The organism is Streptomyces sp. NPDC002176, assembly GCF_044903645.1.
GTDB lineage: Bacteria > Actinomycetota > Actinomycetes > Streptomycetales > Streptomycetaceae > Streptomyces.
In genome coordinates this window covers 492,726-513,422 of sequence record NZ_JBJDQW010000005.1, presented here as the reverse complement: position 1 = coordinate 513,422, position 20,697 = coordinate 492,726, and the positions used below count along the sequence as shown (strand labels likewise).

The 20,697-nt window shown below is 71.7% G+C and carries 24 protein-coding genes and 1 tRNA gene; 19 read left to right on the top strand and 6 right to left on the bottom strand.

Going from position 1 to position 20,697, the window contains the following annotated elements; translation table 11 throughout:
• Positions 1-10: 10 nt before the first annotated feature.
• From ACI2LY_RS25205 to ACI2LY_RS25185, 5 genes are all read left to right on the top strand, one after another.
• Entirely contained in the window at positions 11-733 is a 723-nt protein-coding gene (locus ACI2LY_RS25205; RefSeq protein WP_404709128.1) for a siderophore-interacting protein, read from the top strand.
• Between the two features lie 24 nt (positions 734-757).
• On the top strand, positions 758-1,357 hold the full coding sequence (locus tag ACI2LY_RS25200; RefSeq protein WP_404709127.1) for an HhH-GPD-type base excision DNA repair protein: 600 nt from the start codon (positions 758-760) through the stop codon (positions 1,355-1,357).
• A 165-nt stretch (positions 1,358-1,522) separates the two neighbouring features.
• Complete coding sequence (locus ACI2LY_RS25195; RefSeq protein ID WP_404709189.1) at positions 1,523-2,131, top strand: HdeD family acid-resistance protein; 609 nt, start codon at positions 1,523-1,525, stop codon at positions 2,129-2,131.
• 122 nt (positions 2,132-2,253) lie between these two features.
• A complete protein-coding gene (locus ACI2LY_RS25190) occupies positions 2,254-2,577 on the top strand; it encodes a hypothetical protein (protein WP_404709126.1) in 324 nt (107 codons plus the stop codon).
• Positions 2,578-2,632: 55 nt separating this feature from the next.
• Entirely contained in the window at positions 2,633-2,755 is a 123-nt protein-coding gene (locus tag ACI2LY_RS25185) for a hypothetical protein (RefSeq protein WP_404709125.1), read from the top strand.
• A 33-nt stretch (positions 2,756-2,788) separates the two neighbouring features.
• On the opposite strand, the gene ACI2LY_RS25180 is transcribed toward ACI2LY_RS25185, so the two are convergent.
• Positions 2,789-4,384: a helicase HerA-like domain-containing protein gene (locus ACI2LY_RS25180; protein WP_404709124.1), complete on the bottom strand. Its 1,596-nt coding sequence runs from the start codon at positions 4,382-4,384 to the stop codon at positions 2,789-2,791.
• Positions 4,385-4,515: 131 nt separating this feature from the next.
• Here ACI2LY_RS25180 and ACI2LY_RS25175 point away from each other — a divergent pair, with 131 nt between their 5' ends.
• Both ACI2LY_RS25175 and ACI2LY_RS25170 read left to right on the top strand, forming a co-directional pair.
• Positions 4,516-4,812 (top strand): type II toxin-antitoxin system VapB family antitoxin, encoded by a 297-nt coding sequence (locus ACI2LY_RS25175; protein ID WP_003986294.1) that lies wholly within the window; start codon positions 4,516-4,518, stop codon positions 4,810-4,812.
• Between the two features lie 157 nt (positions 4,813-4,969).
• Positions 4,970-5,587, top strand: a complete 618-nt coding sequence (locus ACI2LY_RS25170; protein ID WP_404709188.1) for a LytR C-terminal domain-containing protein — start codon at positions 4,970-4,972, stop codon at positions 5,585-5,587.
• A gap of 39 nt (positions 5,588-5,626) precedes the next feature.
• On the opposite strand, the gene upp is transcribed toward ACI2LY_RS25170, so the two are convergent.
• Positions 5,627-6,262, bottom strand: coding sequence for a uracil phosphoribosyltransferase (gene upp / locus ACI2LY_RS25165; protein WP_389003406.1), 636 nt, complete (start codon positions 6,260-6,262; stop codon positions 5,627-5,629).
• A gap of 97 nt (positions 6,263-6,359) precedes the next feature.
• On the opposite strand from upp, the gene ACI2LY_RS25160 reads away from it, so the two are divergent.
• The 8 genes from ACI2LY_RS25160 (at position 6,360) to ACI2LY_RS25125 (ending at position 11,120) form a co-directional block, all read left to right on the top strand.
• On the top strand, positions 6,360-6,584 hold the full coding sequence (locus ACI2LY_RS25160) for a hypothetical protein (protein ID WP_393594441.1): 225 nt from the start codon (positions 6,360-6,362) through the stop codon (positions 6,582-6,584).
• A gap of 354 nt (positions 6,585-6,938) precedes the next feature.
• Complete coding sequence (locus tag ACI2LY_RS25155; RefSeq protein ID WP_404709187.1) at positions 6,939-7,475, top strand: hypothetical protein; 537 nt, start codon at positions 6,939-6,941, stop codon at positions 7,473-7,475.
• A 59-nt stretch (positions 7,476-7,534) separates the two neighbouring features.
• Positions 7,535-7,966, top strand: coding sequence for a tRNA adenosine(34) deaminase TadA (gene tadA / locus ACI2LY_RS25150; RefSeq protein ID WP_404709186.1), 432 nt, complete (start codon positions 7,535-7,537; stop codon positions 7,964-7,966).
• A gap of 92 nt (positions 7,967-8,058) precedes the next feature.
• Positions 8,059-8,146, top strand: a tRNA-Ser gene (locus ACI2LY_RS25145).
• A gap of 161 nt (positions 8,147-8,307) precedes the next feature.
• Complete coding sequence (locus ACI2LY_RS25140; RefSeq protein ID WP_030806336.1) at positions 8,308-8,487, top strand: hypothetical protein; 180 nt, start codon at positions 8,308-8,310, stop codon at positions 8,485-8,487.
• Between the two features lie 29 nt (positions 8,488-8,516).
• Complete coding sequence (locus ACI2LY_RS25135; protein ID WP_404709123.1) at positions 8,517-8,810, top strand: Dabb family protein; 294 nt, start codon at positions 8,517-8,519, stop codon at positions 8,808-8,810.
• Between the two features lie 178 nt (positions 8,811-8,988).
• The gene (locus ACI2LY_RS25130) at positions 8,989-9,846 is read left to right on the top strand and encodes an RNA polymerase sigma factor SigF (RefSeq protein ID WP_389004449.1); all 858 of its coding nucleotides are present in this window, start codon (positions 8,989-8,991) and stop codon (positions 9,844-9,846) included.
• 314 nt (positions 9,847-10,160) lie between these two features.
• Positions 10,161-11,120, top strand: a complete 960-nt coding sequence (locus tag ACI2LY_RS25125; RefSeq protein ID WP_404709122.1) for an RNA polymerase sigma factor SigF — start codon at positions 10,161-10,163, stop codon at positions 11,118-11,120.
• Positions 11,121-11,268: 148 nt separating this feature from the next.
• Here the strand turns inward: ACI2LY_RS25125 and ACI2LY_RS25120 are convergent, their stop codons facing one another.
• A complete protein-coding gene (locus ACI2LY_RS25120) occupies positions 11,269-11,463 on the bottom strand; it encodes a hypothetical protein (RefSeq protein WP_030806323.1) in 195 nt (64 codons plus the stop codon).
• A gap of 205 nt (positions 11,464-11,668) precedes the next feature.
• Here ACI2LY_RS25120 and ACI2LY_RS25115 point away from each other — a divergent pair, with 205 nt between their 5' ends.
• The 4 genes from ACI2LY_RS25115 (at position 11,669) to ACI2LY_RS25100 (ending at position 16,106) form a co-directional block, all read left to right on the top strand.
• Positions 11,669-12,160, top strand: coding sequence for a MarR family winged helix-turn-helix transcriptional regulator (locus ACI2LY_RS25115; protein ID WP_404709121.1), 492 nt, complete (start codon positions 11,669-11,671; stop codon positions 12,158-12,160).
• A gap of 13 nt (positions 12,161-12,173) precedes the next feature.
• Entirely contained in the window at positions 12,174-14,696 is a 2,523-nt protein-coding gene (locus tag ACI2LY_RS25110; RefSeq protein ID WP_404709120.1) for an MFS transporter, read from the top strand.
• 93 nt (positions 14,697-14,789) lie between these two features.
• Positions 14,790-15,611, top strand: a complete 822-nt coding sequence (locus tag ACI2LY_RS25105) for a YceI family protein (RefSeq protein WP_404709119.1) — start codon at positions 14,790-14,792, stop codon at positions 15,609-15,611.
• Between the two features lie 24 nt (positions 15,612-15,635).
• Positions 15,636-16,106, top strand: a complete 471-nt coding sequence (locus ACI2LY_RS25100; RefSeq protein WP_161189571.1) for a PPOX class F420-dependent oxidoreductase — start codon at positions 15,636-15,638, stop codon at positions 16,104-16,106.
• A 36-nt stretch (positions 16,107-16,142) separates the two neighbouring features.
• On the opposite strand, the gene ACI2LY_RS25095 is transcribed toward ACI2LY_RS25100, so the two are convergent.
• From ACI2LY_RS25095 to ACI2LY_RS25085, 3 genes are all read right to left on the bottom strand, one after another.
• A complete protein-coding gene (locus tag ACI2LY_RS25095; RefSeq protein WP_404709185.1) occupies positions 16,143-16,907 on the bottom strand; it encodes a TetR/AcrR family transcriptional regulator in 765 nt (254 codons plus the stop codon).
• A 72-nt stretch (positions 16,908-16,979) separates the two neighbouring features.
• The gene (locus ACI2LY_RS25090; protein WP_404709118.1) at positions 16,980-18,419 is read right to left on the bottom strand and encodes an MFS transporter; all 1,440 of its coding nucleotides are present in this window, start codon (positions 18,417-18,419) and stop codon (positions 16,980-16,982) included.
• Positions 18,420-18,483: 64 nt separating this feature from the next.
• Complete coding sequence (locus ACI2LY_RS25085; RefSeq protein ID WP_404709117.1) at positions 18,484-20,643, bottom strand: ArnT family glycosyltransferase; 2,160 nt, start codon at positions 20,641-20,643, stop codon at positions 18,484-18,486.
• Positions 20,644-20,697 lie beyond the last annotated feature (54 nt).

Sequence of the window (20,697 nt, the reverse complement as noted above, 5' to 3'; positions counted from 1 at the left end):
TGGAGGCACGATGGGTCAGGGTCGGGGCTGGGAGGGCGCGGTACTCAAGCTGCTGCGGGCCAAGGACTTCACGTTCACGGTGACCGCCACCGAGGACGTCACCCCGCACTACCGGCGGCTGCGGATGACCGACGGCGGGCTGCTCGCGGCGACCGGGGTGCACCCCACCATGTGGGTCCGCCTGTGGTTCTCCGACGACGGCCGCCCCCACCAGCGCGCGTACACCCTGGTCGACCCCGACCCGGAGACCGGCACCTTCGCCCTGGAGTTCGCCCTGCACGAGGGCGTCGCCTCCGACTGGGCCCGCGCGGCCAAGGAGGGCGACACCGTCGAGGCGACCGTGCAGGGAACCGGCTTCCAGCGCCCCGAACCCGCCCCCTCGCACGTCCTGGTGGTCGGCGACACCGCCTCACTGCCCGCGATCAACTCCCTTTTCGAGGAACTGGGTTCGGCCCCCGCGACCGTCTGGTTCGAGGGCACCCTCGACGGACTCCCGTCCGGCGCCGACCCGGAGCGGCACGAGATCCGCGAGGTGCCGCGCCAGGAGGCCGGGAAGCACCTGGTCGAGCGGGTCCGCGCCGAGCTGCCGGAGATCCTTTCCGGCACCGAGCACCCGTACGTGTGGATCGCCTGCGACACCGCGACCACCCGCGCCCTCGGCTCGTACGTCCGCAAGGAGCTGAACGTGCCCAAGCAGCGGGTGCACGCGCTGGGGTACTGGCGGGCGGACTGACCCCACGGGCGGGATCATGGCCGCATGGACGTCACCCTGCACCTCGCCCAGGACCCCGAGGCCGACGCGCTGCTCGGCCGCAGCCCGCTCGCCGCGCTCACCGGGATGCTGCTGGACCAGCAGATCCCGATGGAGTGGGCGTTCAAGGGCCCGGAGACGATCGCGCGCCGCATGGGCGCCGACGACCTGGACGCGCACGACATCGCGGCGCGCGACCCGGAGGAGTTCGCCGCGCTGCTCTCCGAGAAACCGGCCGTGCACCGCTATCCGGGGTCGATGGCCAAGCGGGTACAGGCCCTGTGCCAGTACCTGGTCGAGCAGTACGACGGTGACGCCGAGGCGGTGTGGCGGGACGCGGGGAGCGGGGCCGAGCTGCTGAAGCGCCTCGAGGCGCTGCCGGGGTTCGGCAAGCAGAAGGCGCAGATCTTCCTCGCCCTGCTCGGCAAGCAGCTCGGGGTGACGCCGAAGGGGTGGCGGGAGGCGGCCGGGGCCTACGGCGAGGCGAAGTCGTACCGCTCCGTCGCCGACATCACCGGGCCCGACTCGCTGCTCAAGGTGCGGGCGCACAAGCAGGAGATGAAGGCGGCGGCCAAGGCGGCGAAGTCCGCCAAGGCGAAGGATTAGCACCCGTCGGGCGCCCCCCGAGTGGCGGAATGTCCCCGTTCGGTCCAAGCATGGAACATGACCGAGCCTCCCATCGGCGGCCCCACGCAGGGCGGCCCGTACGACCCGAACCCCGGCGCGGGCCAGGCCCAGCCCGGTACCGCTCCCAACCCCGACGCGGTCCGCATGGAGAAGGACCGCGAGCGGGGACACCATGAGCCCGAGGAGCCGCTCGAGGGACCGCTGCACATGCTGTCCCAGGCGGCCTGGCAGGTCGTCCTGCTCACCGGTATCGCCTCGCTGATCCTCGGCATCCTGGTGCTGGTCTGGCCGGGGGCCACGCTGGTCGCGGTGGGCGTGCTGTTCGGCCTCTACCTCCTGGTCAGCGGCGTCTTCCAGCTGGTCTCCGCCTTCGGCACGCACAAGAAGACCTCGCTGCGGGTGCTGGCCTTCCTCAGCGGCGGTCTGTCGATCCTGCTGGGGCTGCTCTGCTTCCGGGGGCCGATGCAGTCGATCCTGCTGCTCGCCCTGTGGATCGGCATCGGCTGGCTGATCCGGGGCGTCACCCAGACCATGGCCGCCATCTCCGACAAGGGCATGCCCGCCCGTGGCTGGCACATCTTCCTCGGCATCGTCACCTTCATCGCGGGCATCGTGCTGATCGACTCCCCCTTCGAGTCGGTGGCCGTGCTGACCCTGGTCGGCGGCTGGTGGCTGATCGTCGTCGGCATCGTCGAGATCATCACCTCCATCCGGATCAAGGGTCGGGCCAAGGAGATCCCGCAGACGGTCTGAACCCCGGTCCCCCGGCCTCCCGCTGCCTCCGGTCGTCAACCTCCCGCCGCCGTCGTACGCCGTGCGGGCGGACTTGGGCGGCGGGAGGCGGAGCGGGGGGCTCCGGTGGGGAGATGACCTGGGTGAGCACCGCGCGTCCTCGTGTCTCGCGCGCCCGGAGCTGGTTCCGGGCGCTCGTGCTGCTGCTCGCCCTGTCGGTGCCCGGCGGCCATGTGGCCCTCGCGCAGCCGGGCCCGGTGCCGGGCATGGCCCAGGAGTGCGAGCACGACCTGCCCGCCACCCCGGCCCGCCCCGGCGCCCGCGCCCGGAGCCACGCCGACCTCCCCGACCGCACCGCTCCCCCGCCCGCCCCCGCGTCCGGCCCGTCCGACGCGGGGCCGCACCCGGAGCGCACGCACCCCCCGTACACCGCACCCCTCCTGAGCACGGTCGTCCTGCGCTGCTGAGCGGGCCGAGCAGTCGGCACACCGCTCCGTCAGCCCGTTCGACACAGGAGGCCCCATGCCCACCGACCCCTACGCGGTCCTGCGCGCCCTGCTGCGCGCCGAGGCCCGCCGCAACGCGCCCGACCAGCGGGACAAGACGACCCAGCGGCAGCGGCCGCCCGAGGAGAAGCGCCGCTGACGCACCGGCGGGGGCGGGCTGCCTCCCTCTGGGCTACCTCCCCCGCCGGGCCGTGCCGAACAGCGAGCGGGTGATCTCCCGGCCGATCTGGGTGCCCACCGAGCGCGCCAGCGACCTGAACATCCCGCTGCCGACGACCTGCTCCACCAGCGAGGGGTCCTCGGCGGGGGCCTTCTCCCGCTTGGCCCTGGGCGCCTTCGGGGCCTCGGCGGGAGGCTGTGCCTGGGCCTGGGCCTGGGCCTGTGCCGCCGTCAGCTTCTCGTACGCCGACTCGCGGTCCACAGCCTGTGCATAACGTCCGTGGAGCGGGGACTCCCGTACCGCCCGGTCCAGTTCGGCCGCGTCCACCGGGCCCATCAGGGACTCCGGCGCGCGCAGCCGGGTGGCGGCGACCGGGGTGGGGGCGCCGTTCTCGCTGAGCACGGTGATCACCGCCTCGCCGGTGCCGAGCCCGGTGAGGAGTTCCTCCAGGTCGTACGGGGAGTCGGGGAAGGTCTTCACGGTCGCCTTCAGCGCCTTCTGGTCGTCCGGGGTGAAGGCGCGCAGAGCGTGCTGGACGCGGTTGCCGAGCTGGCCCAGGACGTCGGAGGGCACGTCCTTCGGGGTCTGGGTCACGAAGAAGACGCCGACCCCCTTGGACCGGATCAGCCGCACGGTCTGGGTGATGGCGTCCAGGAACGCGGCCGAGGCGTCGTGGAAGAGCAGATGCGCCTCGTCGAAGAAGAACACCAGCTTGGGCTTCTCCAGGTCCCCGGCCTCGGGCAGGTCGTGGAAGAGGTCGGCCAGCAGCCACATCAGGAACGTGGAGAACAGCTGCGGCTTGTCCTGCACCGCGGGCAGCTCCAGTACGGAGACCAGGCCCCGCCCGTCCGGCGCGAGGCGCAGCAGGTCGGCGGTGTCGAACTCGGGCTCGCCGAAGAAGTCCGCCATGCCCTGTGCCTCGAACGCGGTCAGCGAGCGCAGGATGACCCCGGCCGTGGCGGTGGAGAGGCCGCCGATGCCCTTCAGTTCGGGCTTGCCCTCGTCGGAGGTGAGGAAGGCGACGACCGCGCGGAGGTCCTTGAGGTCGATCAGCTCCAGGCCCTTGGTGTCGGCGTAGTGGAAGATCAGGCCGAGGGACTGCTCCTGAGTGCGGTTCAGACCCAGCACCTTGGACAGCAGCACCGGCCCGAAGCTGGTGACGGTGGCCCGCACCGGGATGCCGTGGCCGATCCCGCCGAGCGCCAGGAACTCCACCGGGAAGCCCTCCGCCGACCAGCTCTGCCCGGTCTCGGCGGCCCGCGTGTTCACCCGGTCCCCGCCCTGGCCGGGCCGCGCGATGCCGGAGAGGTCGCCCTTGACGTCCGCGAGGAACACCGGGACGCCCTGCGCGGAGAGTTGTTCCGCGATCAGCTGGAGCGTCTTGGTCTTGCCGGTGCCGGTGGCGCCCGCGACCAGCCCGTGCCGGTTGAGCATCGGCAGCGGCACCCGCACCGCCGCGTCCGGGTGGCTCACCCCGTCCCACAGCAGCGCGCCGAGGTCCAGGGCGGGGCCGGTGAAGGCGTACCCGGCGGCGATCTCGCGGGCCGGGGCGGGCAGTTGCGCCGGGCCGGAGCCGTCGGGGGCGGGCGTGGTCGCGCTGTCGCTCATCTCAAGGCCCCTCGTCCCGGTGACCGCCGCTGCCGGAAGTCCCCGTAATGCCCGCTTTGCCGTGTCTTTTTCAGCCTCGCACTCCCCCGCCATGGCTGCGCCCGGAACGTCTGGGCCGGTAGGCTTTCCGTGTGATCTTCAAGCGCATCGGAAACGGCCGGCCGTACCCCGACCACGGCCGGGAGAGCACCCGGCAGTGGGCGGACGTCGCGCCGCGCCCGGTCCGCCTCGATCAGCTCGTGACCACCAAGCAGCAGCTCGACCTCGAGACGCTGCTCGCCGAGGACTCCACGTTCTACGGCGACCTCTTCGCCCATGTCGTGAAGTGGCAGGGCGACCTCTATCTGGAGGACGGGCTGCACCGCGCGGTCCGCGCCGCGCTCCAGCAGCGCCAGGTGCTGCACGCCCGCGTCCTCGAACTGGGCTGACGGGCTCTTCTCCGCCGTCGGGGCAAGCCCGACTGACCCGTACGGGCCGCCGGTTACCCCTTTCGGGTTCCACTACGCCGGATGGACTGATCATCTAATAGGCATCGCGGCTCCGGCGCACTACGCTGCGCTCATGAGCATGCTGACTCCCCCCGGCATGGGCGGTAAATACCGGATCACAGGGGACACCTACCCTCGGATGCGCCCGCCCCGGCGACGCGGCAGGCTCGTCGCCGCCGTCGTGGCCTCCGTGGCCGCGCTGGGCGTCGCGGGCTGGGGCACGCTGCAGCTCATCGACGTCTTCACCGGCGGCGACGGCTCGGTGTCCGGCCACGCGGCGGACTGCCGCACCAAGGTCGCCAAGGCGGCACCGGTCAAGGCCCTGCCCAAGCCCGACACCATCACCGTGAACGTCTACAACGCCACCACGCGCTCCGGGCTCGCCAAGCAGACGGCGGACGAGCTGAAGAAGCGCGGCTTCAAGATCGGCGACGTGGGCAACGCCGACAAGCAGTTCGACAAGAAGGTCAAGGGCACCGGGCTGCTCGTCGGTCCCGCCACCGCCCTCGACACCACGCTGCCGGTGCTGAGCACCCAGCTGACCGACGCCGAGCGCCGCACCGACGCCGCCCGCAAGGGCGCCGTCCTGGACCTGGTCATCGGGGACAAGTTCAGGTCCCTCACCCAGCGGCCCGCGGCCGACAGCGCGGTGACCAAGCTGACCGCGCCCGAGCAGGTCGCGGCGGTCACGACCGCCAAGAAGAAGACCTGCTGAACCGGGGCCGCCCGGCCAGGGCGGCCCCGCGCACCACTGTTACTCGGCGCAGCCGTACAGGCGGTCGCCCGCGTCGCCGAGGCCCGGCACGATGTAGCCCTGCTCGTTCAGGCGCTCGTCCACCGCGGCCGTGACCACGGTGACCGGGGTGCCCGCCAGCTCGCGCTCCAGCACCTCCACGCCCTCCGGGGAGGCCAGCAGGACCACGGCGGTCACGTCGTCGGCGCCGCGCGCGATCAGCTCGCGGATGGCCGCGACCAGGGTGCCGCCGGTGGCCAGCATCGGGTCCAGGACGTACACCTGGCGGCCGGAGAGGTCGTCCGGCATCCGCGAGGCGTAGGTCTCCGCCTGGAGCGTCTCCTCGTTGCGGATCATGCCCAGGAAGCCCACCTCGGCGGTCGGCAGCAGCCGGACCATGCCGTCCAGCATGCCGAGGCCGGCGCGCAGGATCGGCACCACCAGCGGGCGCGGGCGGGCGAGCTTGACGCCGGTGGTCCGGGCGACCGGCGTCTGGATGTCGACGACCTCGGTGCGCACGTCCCGCGTGGCCTCGTAGGCGAGCAGGGTGACCAGCTCGTCGGCGAGACGACGGAAGGTCGCGGAGTCGGTGCGCTGGTCGCGCAGCGTGGTGAGCTTGTGAGCGACCAGGGGGTGGTCGACGACGTGGAGACGCATGTCTTCAACAGTAACCGTGCCCGCCCCGTGCCTCGTGTCGGCATCAAACCGCCCGTCCGGGGGAATGCGCAGGAGACCGACCCGGGGTGGTGACACCGTGCCTGACCTGCCAGACCTGCCGAAGAACGGCCCGGCGACGACCGGGGAGATCGGCCCCTTCAGGCCCCCGTGCCCCGAGACCGACGCCGAACGCAGGCGCAGGCGCGCCCAGTTCCTCCGCGACCTGGCCGAGGCCCGGCAGCTGCGCGACCGGGTCCAGCCGCGCCGCGCCAAGGCGGCCCGGCTGCGCCACGCCATGCGCATGCGAACGTTCCGCTGGTAGCCCCCGCCGTCGTACGGTCCTGTCAGCAAGCACCGGGGAAACTCCCGGCGAGGATGATCGGCGCCCGTCCCGCGGCCGCGGAGACGGGCGTGCGTGGGCGCCCGCGCGGCCGCGTACGATCCGCAGGTGGCGGCAACCGGGCGCGCTGCCGAGCCCTTTACGGACCCACGGTCGGCCGTCTGGCGGCGGACGATCGAAACAGCCGGACACGGGGAGCCGAAGACGCCCCTCGAGCGACTTGTTTCTGCCACGATTCCCAGTGGGCGGACCCAGGAGCGCATCAGCTCCCTCCCGCCCGGACCTCCGCCGGGGGGACCCCCAACCGGCACGCCTATGACCAGTGGGAGAGTCACGGTGTACTTCGCCGCACTGCTCGCGCGCACCGAAGACGGGTGGAAAGCGAGCGACACGGAGCTCGACGACGTGGAGACCCTGTCCGATCTGGCCGACCTCGCCCGCGAGGCGTCGCCGGAGGAGGACACGGTGCTCGTCCTGATCGAACAGGAGGACTCCTGGTTCGGGGTCGTCCGGGTGGACGGGGAGGAGGACCCCCGTATCTATGTCTCCGACGCGGCCGCGGCCGCCCGCAGCGCCTACGGGGAGCTGCTCCTCACCGATGAGCTGCTGGGCCGCGAGCCCGGCGCCGACGACGGGGCCGACCTGGACTCGCTGGACCTCGACGGCACCGAGGACGGCGAGTCCGAGGAGGACGACGACGGCGAGGAGTCCCCGGACGCCGACGCCGTCCCGCACAGCCCGGTCGGCGACCGCGAGATCCTCGGCGATCTCGGGATCGGCGAGAAGGAGCTGCGCGCCCTGGACGCGGACGACGCGCTGGGCACGATCGCCGAGGTGCTGGGCGCCTCGGAGGTACTGGAGACCGTCCGCTGACCGCTTCGCACGAGACCCGAGGAACCGTGGACCCGGTACGCGACCCCTGGCGTCCCGCGATGCGGCTCGCCCTGGCCGAGGCCGGGCGGGCCGCGCTCGGCGGTGACGTCCCGGTGGGCGCCGTCGTGCTCGGCCCGGACGGCACCACCGTGCTGGGCGCCGGGCACAACGAACGTGAGGCCACCGGCGATCCGACCGCGCACGCGGAGGTGCTGGCGCTGCGCCGGGCCGCCGCGGTGCTCGGCGAGTGGCGGCTGACCGGCTGCACGCTCGTGGTGACGTTGGAGCCGTGCACGATGTGCGCGGGCGCGCTGGTGCAGTCCCGCGTGGAACGGGTCGTCTACGGCGCCCGTGACGACAAGGCGGGCGCGGCCGGCTCGCTCTGGGACGTCGTGCGCGACCGGCGGCTCAACCACCGGCCGGAGGTTGTCGCGGGCGTGCTCGCCGAGGAGTGCGCCCGGCCGCTGACGGAGTTCTTCCGGGGCCGCTGACGGGGCCGCTGGCGGGGTGCTGAAAGCCCTGCTGGGAGGGGCTCCGGGTATCGATTTCTGCCCATGGGGCACCTTGCTGTAAGGTCTCCCTCGGTAGCGTGTCCGAGCGGCCGAAGGAGCTCGCCTCGAAAGCGAGTGTGGCGTAACCCGTCACCGAGGGTTCAAATCCCTCCGCTACCGCTTGAGAAGGGCCCCGTCTTCGGACGGGGCCCTTCGTGCGTCCCGGCTCGAGGCCCTCAATTGACGATCGTGCGCGTCCTGTTGGGTACGCGAAGGCCCATGGCGGTTACACTCGCCGCCGCAGGCAGGTCAGTGGGGCCGATGGGACAGGGGAGGCCGCGGTGGCGGTGAACGCCAAGAAGATCGTCGTGTTCGCGCTCGTGGTCTTCGCGATGTACGTGATCATCACGGACCCGGCCAAGGCGGCCGACTACGTCCAGATAGCCTTCGAGGGCATATCGGACGCCGCCGGGGCCATCGGGGACTTCATGACCTGGGTCGTGGACGGCGCGAAGAACTGACCCGGCCGCAAGAGCAAGAGGTACGTCGCATGATCCGGCACCTGGTCCTGTTCAAGCTCGATGAGGGCGTCGAGCGCGACGACCCGCGTGTGCGGGAGGGCGTGGCCGCCTTCCGCGCGCTCGGCGGGCAGATCGACGAGCTGCGCTCCTGGGAGTGCGGCTGGAACGTCACCGACCGACCCATCGCCTACGACTTCGCCATCAACTCCTCCGTCGAGGACACCGGAGCCCTCCAGCGCTATCTGGACCACCCCGCCCATCAGGCGGGCGTCGCCCTGTGGCGGGAGTTCGCCACGTGGGTGATCGCCGACTACGAGTTCTGAGCCGGACCGCACCCCGGACAGCGAGCCCTCCGCCTCCACGGCGGGGGGCTTTTCGCGTGTTCCGATCCATCCATTGGCGTCGTTTGAGGGCCAACACGGCGTTATGCGGTGCTTGCACACAGTGCACATGTCTTGTGATGCTATGACCGCTTTTGACGGATGATTGACCGATGAAGAGGTGGCGTTGACCGTGTCGGCCAGTACTGCGCCACCCCAGGCGGAGGCGCCCGTGACCCTCCCCGCCGCCTCCGCCACACCCCCTCCCGAGAAGCGCCGGGGCGCCGACACCCGGGCCCTGACCCAGGTGCTCTTCGGCGAGCTGAAGAACCTGACGCCGGGCACGCCGGAGCACAACCGCGTGCGGGGGGCGCTCATCGAGGCCAACCTCCCGCTGGTGCGCTACGCCGCCGCCCGCTTCCGCTCCCGCAACGAGCCGATGGAGGACGTGGTCCAGGTCGGCACCATCGGGCTGATCAACGCCATCGACCGCTTCGACCCCGACCGTGGCGTGCAGTTCCCGACCTTCGCCATGCCGACCGTGGTCGGTGAGATCAAGCGGTACTTCCGGGACAACGTCCGCACGGTGCACGTACCGCGTCGGCTGCACGAGCTGTGGGTGCAGGTGAACGGGGCCACCGAGGACCTCACCACCGCGCTCGGCAGATCGCCCTCCACCGCCGAGATCGCCGAGCGGCTCAGGATCAGCGAGGAGGAGGTGCTGTCCTGCATCGAGGCCGGACGCTCGTACCACGCCACCTCCCTGGAGGCCGCGCAGGAGGGCGACGGGCTGCCCGGACTGCTGGACCGCATCGGCTACGAGGACCCGGCGCTGGACGGCGTGGAACACCGCGACCTGGTCCGGCACCTGCTGGTCCAGCTCCCCGAGCGCGAGCAGCGCATCCTGCTGCTCCGCTACTACAGCAACCTGACCCAGTCGCAGATCAGCGCCGAACTCGGCGTCTCCCAGATGCATGTGTCCCGGCTGCTCGCCCGGAGCTTCCAGCGGCTCAGATCGGCCAACCGGATCGAGGCATGACCGGCGCACGGGAGCACGGAACGGAAAACAGCAGGTAGCAGCCGTTCGTATGCGGGATCGAATGATCACCGTCAGGAGCGAATCACGGCACGTCGGCAGTGTCGGCAATTGTGCGCCGAAAGCCCGTCAGACCCCATTCTGCCAGGGCTTCTTGGCGTCTCACGTGTCGACATGTCACTACAGCGCGTTGCCGACATGTGACATTCTGCGGGAAGCGCGTTTGCCGGGGCTTCGGCGCCGGTAATTCAGGTGAAGGCCGCGCTGTTCGATCAGGACAGCGTGCCGCGACCGTCCCGCGACCCAAAGGGGGTGGCATGTCCGCAGAACAGGGCAGCTCGAAGGTGCTCACGAAGACCGTGGCAGCGCCGCAGAAGCTCGACGCTCTCGACGTCCTCGACGGCTTCGAGGGCGCTCCGGCCCTCGACGCCGCGCCCGCCCCCGCCGTCCCGGCACCGGCGCCCGAAGCGGCCCTGGCCGCCGAGGAGGCCGTCCAACTGCCGGTGCGCTCGGGGGACATCGACACCCGCACGCTGTCCCGCTCCCTGTTCCTGCGGCTCGCCGCGCTCGGCGAGGACAGCCCCGAGCGGGGTTACGTCCGGGACACCCTGATCGAGCTGAACCTCCCGCTGGTGCGGTACGCGGCGGCCCGCTTCCGCTCCCGCAACGAGCCGATGGAGGACATCGTCCAGGTCGGCACCATCGGGCTGATCAAGGCGATCGACCGCTTCGACTGCGAGCGGGGCGTGGAGTTCCCGACGTTCGCCATGCCGACGGTCGTGGGCGAGATCAAGCGGTTCTTCCGCGACACCTCCTGGTCGGTGCGGGTGCCGCGTCGGCTGCAGGAGCTGCGCCTGGCGCTGACCAAGGCGAGCGACGAGCTGTCCCAGCGGCTCGACCGCTCCCCGACCGTGCCGGAGCTGGCGGCCGCGCTCGGGGTCTCCGAGGAGGACGTGGTCGACGGTCTGGCGGTGGGCAACGCCTACACCGCCTCCTCGCTCGACTCCCCGGCCCCCGAGGACGACGGCGGCGAGGGCTCGCTGGCCGACCGCCTCGGCTACGAGGACACGGCGCTGGAGGGCGTGGAGTACCGGGAGTCGCTCAAGCCGCTGCTGGCCAAGCTGCCGCCGCGCGAGCGCCGGATCATCATGCTGCGCTTCTTCGCCAACATGACCCAGTCGCAGATCGGCGAGGAGGTCGGCATCTCGCAGATGCACGTCTCGCGGCTGCTGACCCGCACGCTGTCGCAGCTCCGCGAGGGTCTCGTCTCGGACTGACGGACCTCGCAAGGCCCGCCCGGCCCGTGTCGCGCGCTTCGGCGCGGACGCGGGCCGCGGGCTTGCGTGGGAGCCGCAAGGGCTCCCGTAGGCGGCGGGCGTGTTCAGGTACCGCCCGCCGGATGGGGCTCCGGGAGGGAGCCGGGGGTCACTTCAGCGCGAGCCAGGCGACAGCGGCGACGACGGCCACGGCCACGATGACGCCGATGATCAGGCCGACGCGGGGACCGGAGGAAGCGGCCTCCTGCTGGCGAGCCGGGGGAGTCTCGTCGACGAACGCGCGGAACATCTGGGTGCTGCCTGCGGGGTCGTAATTGCCCTGGGGGCCCTGGGTGTTAGCCATGGGCCGAGACACTAGCGAATCCGGGTGCCCACCCCAAGTGCGGGGCCATGGGGACAGAGGCGGGCAGGTCACCCGCGTCCACCTGCACGTTTACGATCGCAATACTTGCCTTTGCCAAGTTTTTGCGGCGCGGACCCCCGATTTATTTGCCTACAGCAACCAAGCATCTCTATGGTTGCCCAAAGCAACGAATACGGGAGGTGTGATGGCCGAGCAGGCGCAGTTCGAGGAGCTGGCACGTCAGCTCAGTGCCGTCGGCGCCGTGAAGCGCGACATCGGGCGGATACTCCCGCCCGACTGCCCGGCCGGTTCGGCCGCCGTGCTGACCCTGCTCGGCCGCCACGAGGAGATGCGCATGAGCAAGCTCGCCGAGCTGCTCGCCGTCGACCTGTCGGTGACCAGCAGGCATGTCGCCCACGTGGCCGCGCGCGGCTGGATCGAGCGGTCGCCGGACCCGGCGGACAAGCGCTCGCGCATCCTGCGCCTGACGCCCACGGGCCACGACCAGCTCATGGAGCTGTCGCTGCGCACCAGCCGGCTGCTCGAAGAGCGGCTGAGCGACTGGACCGACGACGAGGTCGCCCAGCTCATCCAGCTCATGACCCGGCTGCGCGCGTCGTTCGGCGACTGCCGCACCGGAGTGCCGAGACCGGCCGCCCCCGTGTCCGAGGAAACCCGTACACCCGCGATCACGTAAGTAAAGGAAGCTCATGGCAACCACCACACCATCCGGTGTGCGGGCTCACGCCAAGCACGGGGGCGGGGCCGACGAGGCCCCGATGACCCACCGGCAGATCATGGAGGCGCTCTCCGGGCTGCTGCTCGGCATGTTCGTGGCGATCCTGTCGTCCACGATCGTCTCCAACGCCCTCCCGCACATCATCGGCGACCTCGGCGGCGGCCAGTCCGCCTACACCTGGGTCGTCACCGCGGCCCTGCTGTCGATGACGGCCGCCACCCCGCTGTGGGGCAAGCTCGCCGACCTGTACAGCAAGAAGGCGCTCGTCCAGATAGCCCTGGTCATCTACGTCGTCGGCTCGATGGCGGCCGGTCTGTCGCAGAACCCCGGCATGCTGATCGCCTGCCGTGTCGTGCAGGGCATCGGCGTCGGCGGTCTGTCCGCCCTGGCGCAGATCGTCATGGCGGCGATGATCTCCCCGCGTGAGCGCGGCCGTTACTCCGGCTACCTCGGCGCGACCTTCGCCGTCGCCACCGTCGGCGGTCCGCTGCTCGGCGGTGTCATCACCGACACCTCGTGGCTCGGCTGGCGCTGGTGCTTCTACGTCGGTGTGCCGTTCGCGATCATCGCGCTGATCGTCCTCCAGAAGACCCTGCACCTGCCCGTGGTCAAGCGGGACGTGAAGGTCGACTGGGGCGGTGCGACCCTCATCGCCGCCGCCGTCTCCCTGCTGCTCGTCTGGGTCACCTTCGCCGGTGACAAGTACGACTGGGTGTCCTGGCAGACCTTTGCGATGGTCGGTGGCTCGATCGTCCTCGGCGCGCTGTTCGTGCTCGTCGAGTCCAAGGCCAGCGAGCCGATCATCCCGCTGCGCCTGTTCAAGAACCGCACCATCACGCTCGCCTCGCTCGCCTCGCTGTTCGTCGGCGTGGCCATGTTCAGCGGCACCGTGTTCTTCAGCCAGTACTTCCAGCTCGCCCGCGACAAGTCGCCGACGATGTCCGGTGTCCTGACCATCCCGATGATCGGTGGTCTGTTCATCTCCTCGACCGTCTCGGGCCAGTTCATCACCCGTACCGGCCGCTGGAAGGCGTGGCTGGTCAGCGGTGGCGTACTGGTCACCGCCGGACTCCTCCTGCTGGGCGGCATCCGGTACGACACGGACTACTGGAAGATGGCCATCTTCATGGCCCTGCTGGGTCTCGGCATCGGCATGATGATGCAGAACCTGGTGCTCGCCACGCAGAACCAGGTGGCGCCGTCCGACCTCGGCTCGGCCAGCTCCACGGTCACCTTCTTCCGCTCCCTCGGCGGCGCGGTGGGCGTCTCGGCGCTCGGCGCGGTGATGGCCCACCGGATCACGCACTACGTCACGGACGGCATCGGCTCGCTGAGCCCGAAGTACCAGGCCGCGATGGCCAAGTCCGGCTCGACCGACACCATCCCGGACATGAACAGCCTCCCGGGTCCGATCCGGAACCTGCTGGAGAGCGCCTACGGGCACGGCATCGCCGACGTGTTCATGATCGCGGGTGCGCTCGCCGCCATCGCGTTCCTGATCACGCTGTTCATCAAGGAGGTCCCGCTGAAGACGAAGGGCGCGCTCGCGCAGTCCTCCGAGGTGGAGGCCCCCGTCACCGACCCGGCCGCCGCTCCCGCGGTCGCCGAGGCCCAGCAGGTCCCGGCCATGGCCTTCGCCAGCACCGAGGGCGCCCCCTCGGCCGACGGCACGGCCACCGCGACCGCCCCGCAGGTCACGGCCGTCGCCATGGCCGCCGAGACCGGTCCGGCCGGTGGCACCCCGGTGCACGGCTTCGTGCGCGGCGCCGAGAGCGCCCCGGTCCCGGGCGCGGCGGTCACGCTGATCTCGCTGGCCGGTCGCCAGCTGGGCCGCTCGGTCGCCCAGGCCGACGGCTCCTACGGGCTGGCCGCCCCCGGCACCGGCTCGTACGTGCTGATCGCCTCCGCGGACGGCTTCCAGCCGCAGGCGTCGACCGTCGTGGTGGGCGAGGAGGCGCTGTCGTACGACATCCTGCTCAGCGGCACCAGCGGGCTGACCGGTGTGGTCCGGGCGGCCGGGAGCGCGCTGCCGGTGAAGGACGCGATGGTCGTCGTCACCGACGTCCGCGGTGATCTGCTGGCCGCCGCGCAGACCGGCGAGCAGGGCGAGTTCGGGTTCACCGAGCTGGTGCCCGGCACCGTGACGATCGCGGTCAACGCGGGCGGCTACCGGCCGCGCGCCCTGCCCGTGGAGGTCGCCACCACCGGGGTCACCCGGGTGGAGGTCGACCTGGAGACCGGCGCGCTGCTCAGCGGTGTCGTCCGGGCCCCGCACGGTCCGCTGGCCGACGCCCGCGTCACCCTGGTCGACCAGGCGGGCAACGTGGTCGGCAGCGCCACCACCGGTGCGGACGGCGCGTACGCCTTCACCGACCTGGACGGCGGCGAGTACACCGTGATCGCCACGGGTTACCCGCCGGTGGCCACCGCGCTGACCGTCGCCGGTACCGGCACGGACGGCCACGACATCGCACTCGCCCACCCCGGCGAGTAGTTCACCCGACCGGCCCGTGGCCCGCCGCTCAGCGCGGGCCACGGGCCGGTCCCCTGAATGACGCGCGCTCAGCCGCGCAGGGAGAAGAACGCCATGGCACTGACCGCGAGAATCCGCACCCGTGACGGCTGGGCCGTCTCGCACGCGGTGGTCACGGTGGCCGACATGACCGGTACGCAGGTGCTGCGGGCCGAGGCGGACGCCGAGGGCGCGGTGCGCGACGACACCGTGCTGGCTCCGGGGGCGTACACCGTGATCGTGACCGCCGTCGGGTACGCGCCCGTCGCCTCCAGCGCGCTGGTCACCGCGAGCGGCCGGGCCGAGGTCGGCGCGGTCACCCTGGCCCGCCAGGGCGGCAGCGAGCTGCCGCCGCCCGGCCCGTGGACCATCGACCCCGTGCACTCCTCGGTCGGCGCGGTCGCGCAGCACCTGGGCATCTCCAGCGTGCGGGGCCGGTTCACCGAGTTCGGCGGGCGCATCGAGATCGCGCCCGACGACATCACCAAGTCCCGCGTGGAGGCGGTCATCCGGGCCGAGTCCATCGACACGGGCAACGGGATGCGGGACACCCACCTGCGCTCGGCGGACTTCCTGGACGTCGAGAAGTACCCGGAGCTGACCTACCGCTCGGCCGGGCTGACCCAGGCCGGGCCTGACCGGTGGACCGTGCACGGCGAGCTGTCGATGCGCGGGATCGTCCGCCCGGTCGACCTGGACCTCGCCTACCTCGGCACCGGCGCCGACCCCTGGGGCGGCACCAGGGCCGCGTTCCGCGCGACGGCCGAGCTGCACCGGGACGACTTCGCCATGAACTACAACCAGGTCCTGCAGGCGGGCATCGCCGCCATCGGCACCACCCTGCGGATCGAGCTGGACATCCAGGCGGTCCAGGGCGACGCGCTGCCGTCGCTCTGACGGGACACGTCCTAGGCTCGGCGCATGGCACCCAACATCGCTACGAACACCAAAGTGACCCTGCCGGAACTGCTGGACTTCGTACGCCCCCGCCATCGCGCCATCCTGCTGACCCGGCGCTCCGACGGCTCGCCACAGGGTTCCCCGCTGACCTGCGGGGTGGACGACTCGGGCCGGATCGTGGCCTCCACGTATCCGGAGCGGGCCAAGACCCGGAACGCCAAGCGGGACGAGCGGGTCAGCCTGATCGTGCTGAGCGACGAGTGGAACGGGCCCTGGGTCCAGATCGACGGCACGGCCGAGGTGCTGGACACCCCGGACTCCGTCGAGCCGCTCGTCGAGTACTACCGGAACATCGCCGGTGAGCACCCGGACTGGGACGAGTACCGCACGGCCATGGCCGAGCAGGGCAAGTCCATCATCCGGGTGACGCCGGAGCGGTGGGGGCCGGTGGCGACGGGCGGGTTCCCGGCGCGGCTGGCGTCCGACTCGTAGAGCGGCATCGTGGTGGCCCGTGGCCGACCCTCGGGGTCAGCCGCGGGCCACCATCGCTTCGATGCCCGCGATCAGCAGGTCCAGCGCGAAGACGAAGTCCCGGTCGAGCATCTCCTCGACCGTGTCACCGCCGCGCGCGGCCATCAGCGCGTACGACTCCTTCATCACCTCGGAGGTCCCGGCCACCTCGGAGGCGACGGTCAGGGACTGCCGGAAGTATTCGTCGGCGCTCAGCCCGGTGTCCGCGATCCGGGCGTGGAAGTGGCCCTCGATCGTGCCGTAGCCGTACACGAACTGGAAGACGGCCGAGATCGCGCCGGTCACCCCGTGCGCGGGCAGCCCGGCACGGCCCACCACCTGCTGCACCACCCGTGAGAACGCCAGGGAGTGGGGGCCGATGTTGAGGAAGCGGCCCGCGATCGGGGACAGCCAGGGGTGGCGGACCATCATCGCCCGGTAGTCGGTCGCCAGGGTGCGCAGCTGCTCGCGCCAGTCCGCCGCCGTGTCCTCGGTGTCGGGCAGCGGAAGCTCGCCGAAGGCGGTGTCCAGGGCGAGTTCGAGCAGGTCGTCCTTGGTGTCGACGTACCAGTACAGGGACATCGCGGTCACGTTCAGCTCGCCCGCCAGGCGGCGCATGGAGAAGCGGTCCAGGCCCTCGGCGTCCAGCAGGGCGACGGAGGTGGCGGTGATCCGGTCCCGGTCCAGGCCGGAGGGCTGGGCGCTGCGGGGGCGCCGCTCCTTGCCGGTCAGCCAGACGCTGCCGCGGGTCGGGCGGTCTTCCTTCGGGCCGTCTTCCTTCACCACCGGGTTTCCCTCCGCAGCACGTCACTCATCGCACACCTTGCCAGGTCCGGGCGGCTCAACCACCCCGGCTCAGACGGCATCGCGCTGGGCCCGCTTGAGCAGGGCCGCCGCGACCAGGCCACCGGCCAGCACGGAGACCGCGCCGACCAGCTGCCCGGCGCTGAGCCCGGCCGACAGGGTGCGCCCGTCGGCCAGGAAGGAGCTGAGCACCGCGCCCAGCACGGCCACCCCGAGGCCGTTGCCGAACTCGGCGAGCGTGCCGTTGATCCCGGCGCCGACCCCGGCCTTCTCCGGCGGGATGGCGCTCATGATGGCGTGCGCCATGGCGGGGTTGGCCAGGGCGCACCCGGCGCCGATCAGCACCAGGCCGAGCAGTGTCCCGGCGTACCCGGAGGAGGCCAGCTCGGCGATGGAGACCAGGCCGCCCGCCATCAGCGCCATGCCCAGCGCGATCGCCACCGGGGTGCCCAGCTTGGCCGCCCACTTGGCGGAGACCCCGCTGAAGTTGAGCAGGACCACGGTGAGCGCGAGCGGTGCGGTGCGCGCGCCCGCCTCCAAGGGGCCGTAGCCGAGGACCAGTTGGAGGTGCTGGGTGAGCAGGAACAGCGCGCCGCCCATGCCGAAGGTGATGAGCACCGCGCCCGCGACCGCGCCGGTGAACCTGCGGTCCCGGAAGAACGCGAGGTCGAGCATCGGCTCCTCGACCCGGCTCTCCCAGTAGGCGAAGAGGGCCAGCACGGCCACCGCCACGGCCGCCGAGCCGAGCACGCGGGCCGAGGTCCAGCCGTGGTGCGGGCCGGAGATGACCGCGAAGACCAGGGCCGTCATGCCGATCGTGGAGAGCAGCGCGCCCAGCAGGTCGGGGCGGGCGGGCAGGCCCGAGGCGCCGACGGCACGCGTGGCCTTGGACTCGGGGACGAGCGCCACCACGGCGACCAGGCCGAGGGCGGCCACCGGCAGGTTGATCAGGAAGATCGCGCCCCACCAGAAGTGGTCGAGCACGAAGCCGCCGATCAGCGGACCGGCCGCGAAGCCGAGCGAGTTGACCGCGGCCCAGATGCCGATCGCCTTCGGCTGCTCCTCGGGCGCGAAGATCTGCATGGCGACCGCGAGGGTGGTGGTCAGCAGCAGGGCGCCACCGATGCCCATGCCCGCGCGGGCGGCGATCAACTGGCCGGTCGTGGTGGAGAGTCCGGCCGCCAGCGAACCCAGGCCGAACACCGCGAGACCCGCGATCAGCATCTTCTTGCGGCCGTACCGGTCGGCGGCGCTGCCCGCGGTGAGCAGCAGGCCGGACTGGACCAGGGAGTACGCGTTGATCATCCACTGGATGTCGGAGGTGGCCGCGTGCAGCCGGTGGGTGAGCGAGGGGATCGCCACGTTCAGCACGGTGTTGTCGAGCAGCACGGTGAGCTGGGCGAGGCAGATCACGCCGAGGATCAGCCAGCGGCGGGGGTGGCCCTCGGGGGCCTTCGGGAGCGGTGGTGCCGAGACGTCGGGAGCGGACATGCTGTACACCGTATAGCGGTTTCGCTATACGGTGTACAGCATTATCGGCCGAGGGTGTTTTCGGTCAGCTCGCCTTCTTCTGGGTGAGGTCGTAGAAGGTGGCCGAACCGACCGTCACCTTCTTGAAGTTGGCCTCGACCCAGGTGCTGATGGAGGAGGCGGTGCCGCTGGCGCGGCCCATGCCGCCTCGGGCCTCGGCGGTGCGGCCCATGCCCATGCCGCCGCCCGCGATGTAGTAGTGGATCTGGCCCTTGGCGACGTACTGCTTGAACTGGGCGAGGGTCGGGGAGGGGTCGGTGCCGTTGAAGCCGCCGATCGCCATCACCGCCTTGTTGGTGGCGAGTTGGTAGCTGGCCGCGTTCTGCGAGCCGGTGGAGGCGGCGACCCAGGTGTAGGAGTCGGCGTCGGCGAGGAGCAGTTTCTTGGCCTGGGCGGAGACGGTGGCGCCGTTGAGGAGGCCGCCCGCGCCGCCCGCGCCCATGCGGCCGGATTCGCCGGTGCGGGTGTTGCCGGGGAAGTTCTGGCCGTTCTGGCCCGGGAAGCCGCCGCCGGGGAAGCCCTGGCCGTTCTGGCCGGTGCCGCCGTTGGGCGGGGTCTGACCCTGACCCTGACCCTGCTGGTTCTGCCCACCCGGCATCCCGCCCGGGAAGCCCCCGCGCATGCCGCCGCCCCGGCTCCCCGGCCGTCCGCCGCTGAAGCCCATCATGCTGGCCCCCGCCGGTCCGGCCGTCGGGATCGACCCGGTGTGCGCGGAGTTCACCGTACTCAGCGTGTACGCCGTCGGTCCGGCGAGCGCCGCGATCAGGCCCAGCGCGGCCGCGCCGAGCGCCAGGTTCCGGGGTGCGCGGCCGAGGAAGAGCAGGCCGAGCGCGGCCAGCAGACCGCCGACCAGCACCAGCCACTTCAGCCAGGGCAGGTAGTCGGAGGTGCGGTTGAGCAGGACGTACCCCCAGGCGGCCGAGGCCACCGAGGCGGCCGCGAGCGCCCACCCGGCCCAGGTCTCCTCACGGCGCTCCCACAGCAGCCCGGCGCCCATGCCGACGACGGCGGCGAGGTACGGCGCGAGGGCGATCGTGTAGTACTGGTGGAAGATGCCCGCCATGTAGCTGAAGACCACCATGCTGATCAGCAGCGAGCCGCCCCAGACCAGGAACGACGCGCGGGTGACCGAGGTGCGGCCCAGCTTGCGGGTGGCCCACAGGCCCGCGATCAGCAGGATCAGCGCGGCCGGGAGCAGCCAGGAGACCTGGCCGCCGACCTCGGCGCCGAACATCCGGTCCCAGCCGGTCGAGCCCCAGCGGCCACCGCCGCCGCCCATGCCGCCGCCTCCGCCGCCGACGCTGCCGGTCTCGTCGCCGTTGATCCGGCCGAGCCCGTTGTAGCCGAAGGTCAGCTCCAGGAAGCTGTTGTTCTGCGAGCCGCCGACGTACGGGCGGGAGGAGGCCGGCCACAGCTCGACCACCGCGACCCACCAGCCGCCGGACACCACCAGCGCGAGCGTGGCCAGACCGAGCTGGACCAGCCGCCTGCCCAGCCGCACCGGCGCGCAGACCGCGTAGACGATCGCCAGCGGAGGCAGGATCAGGAACGCCTGGAGGGTCTTGGCGAGGAAGGCGAAGCCGATGGCGACGCCCGCCCAGACAAGCCAGCGGGTCCGGCCGTCCTCGACCGCGCGGACGGTGAAGTAGCAGGCCAGCGACATCAGCAGGGCCAGCATCGCGTCCGGGTTGTTGAACCGGAACATCATCGCCGCGACCGGGGTCAGCGCCAGCACCGCGCCCGCGACCAGTCCGGCCACCGCGCTGAACCGGCGCCGTACGGCCGCGTACACGACCGCCACCGAGCCGACGCCCATGAGGACCTCGGGGACCAGGACCGCCCAGGAGTTCAGGCCGAAGATCCGGACCGACAGCTCCATGGGCCACAGGAACGCCGAGGGCTTGTCGACGGTGATGGCGTTGCCGCCGTCCAGCGAGCCGAAGAAGAAGGCTTTCCAGGAGGTGCTGCCCGCCTGCACGGCCGCCGAGTAGAAGGAGTTGGCGAAGCCGGAGGCGCTGAGGTTGTACAGGTACAGCACGAGGGTCGCGGCGAGCAGGGCCCAGAACGCGGGGCGGGCCCAGCTCGGGTCCTCGGGGCGGCCGCGCCACGCGCGGTGGGCGAAGGAGGCGCGCGGCGCGGGTGGCGCCTCGGCGACCTGCGGGGGCTGGTCGTACTGGGTGGTCATCGGGGGTCCCCCGTAGAGATGGTGGTGGGTTCGGCGAAGGCGGTCTGCGCGCCG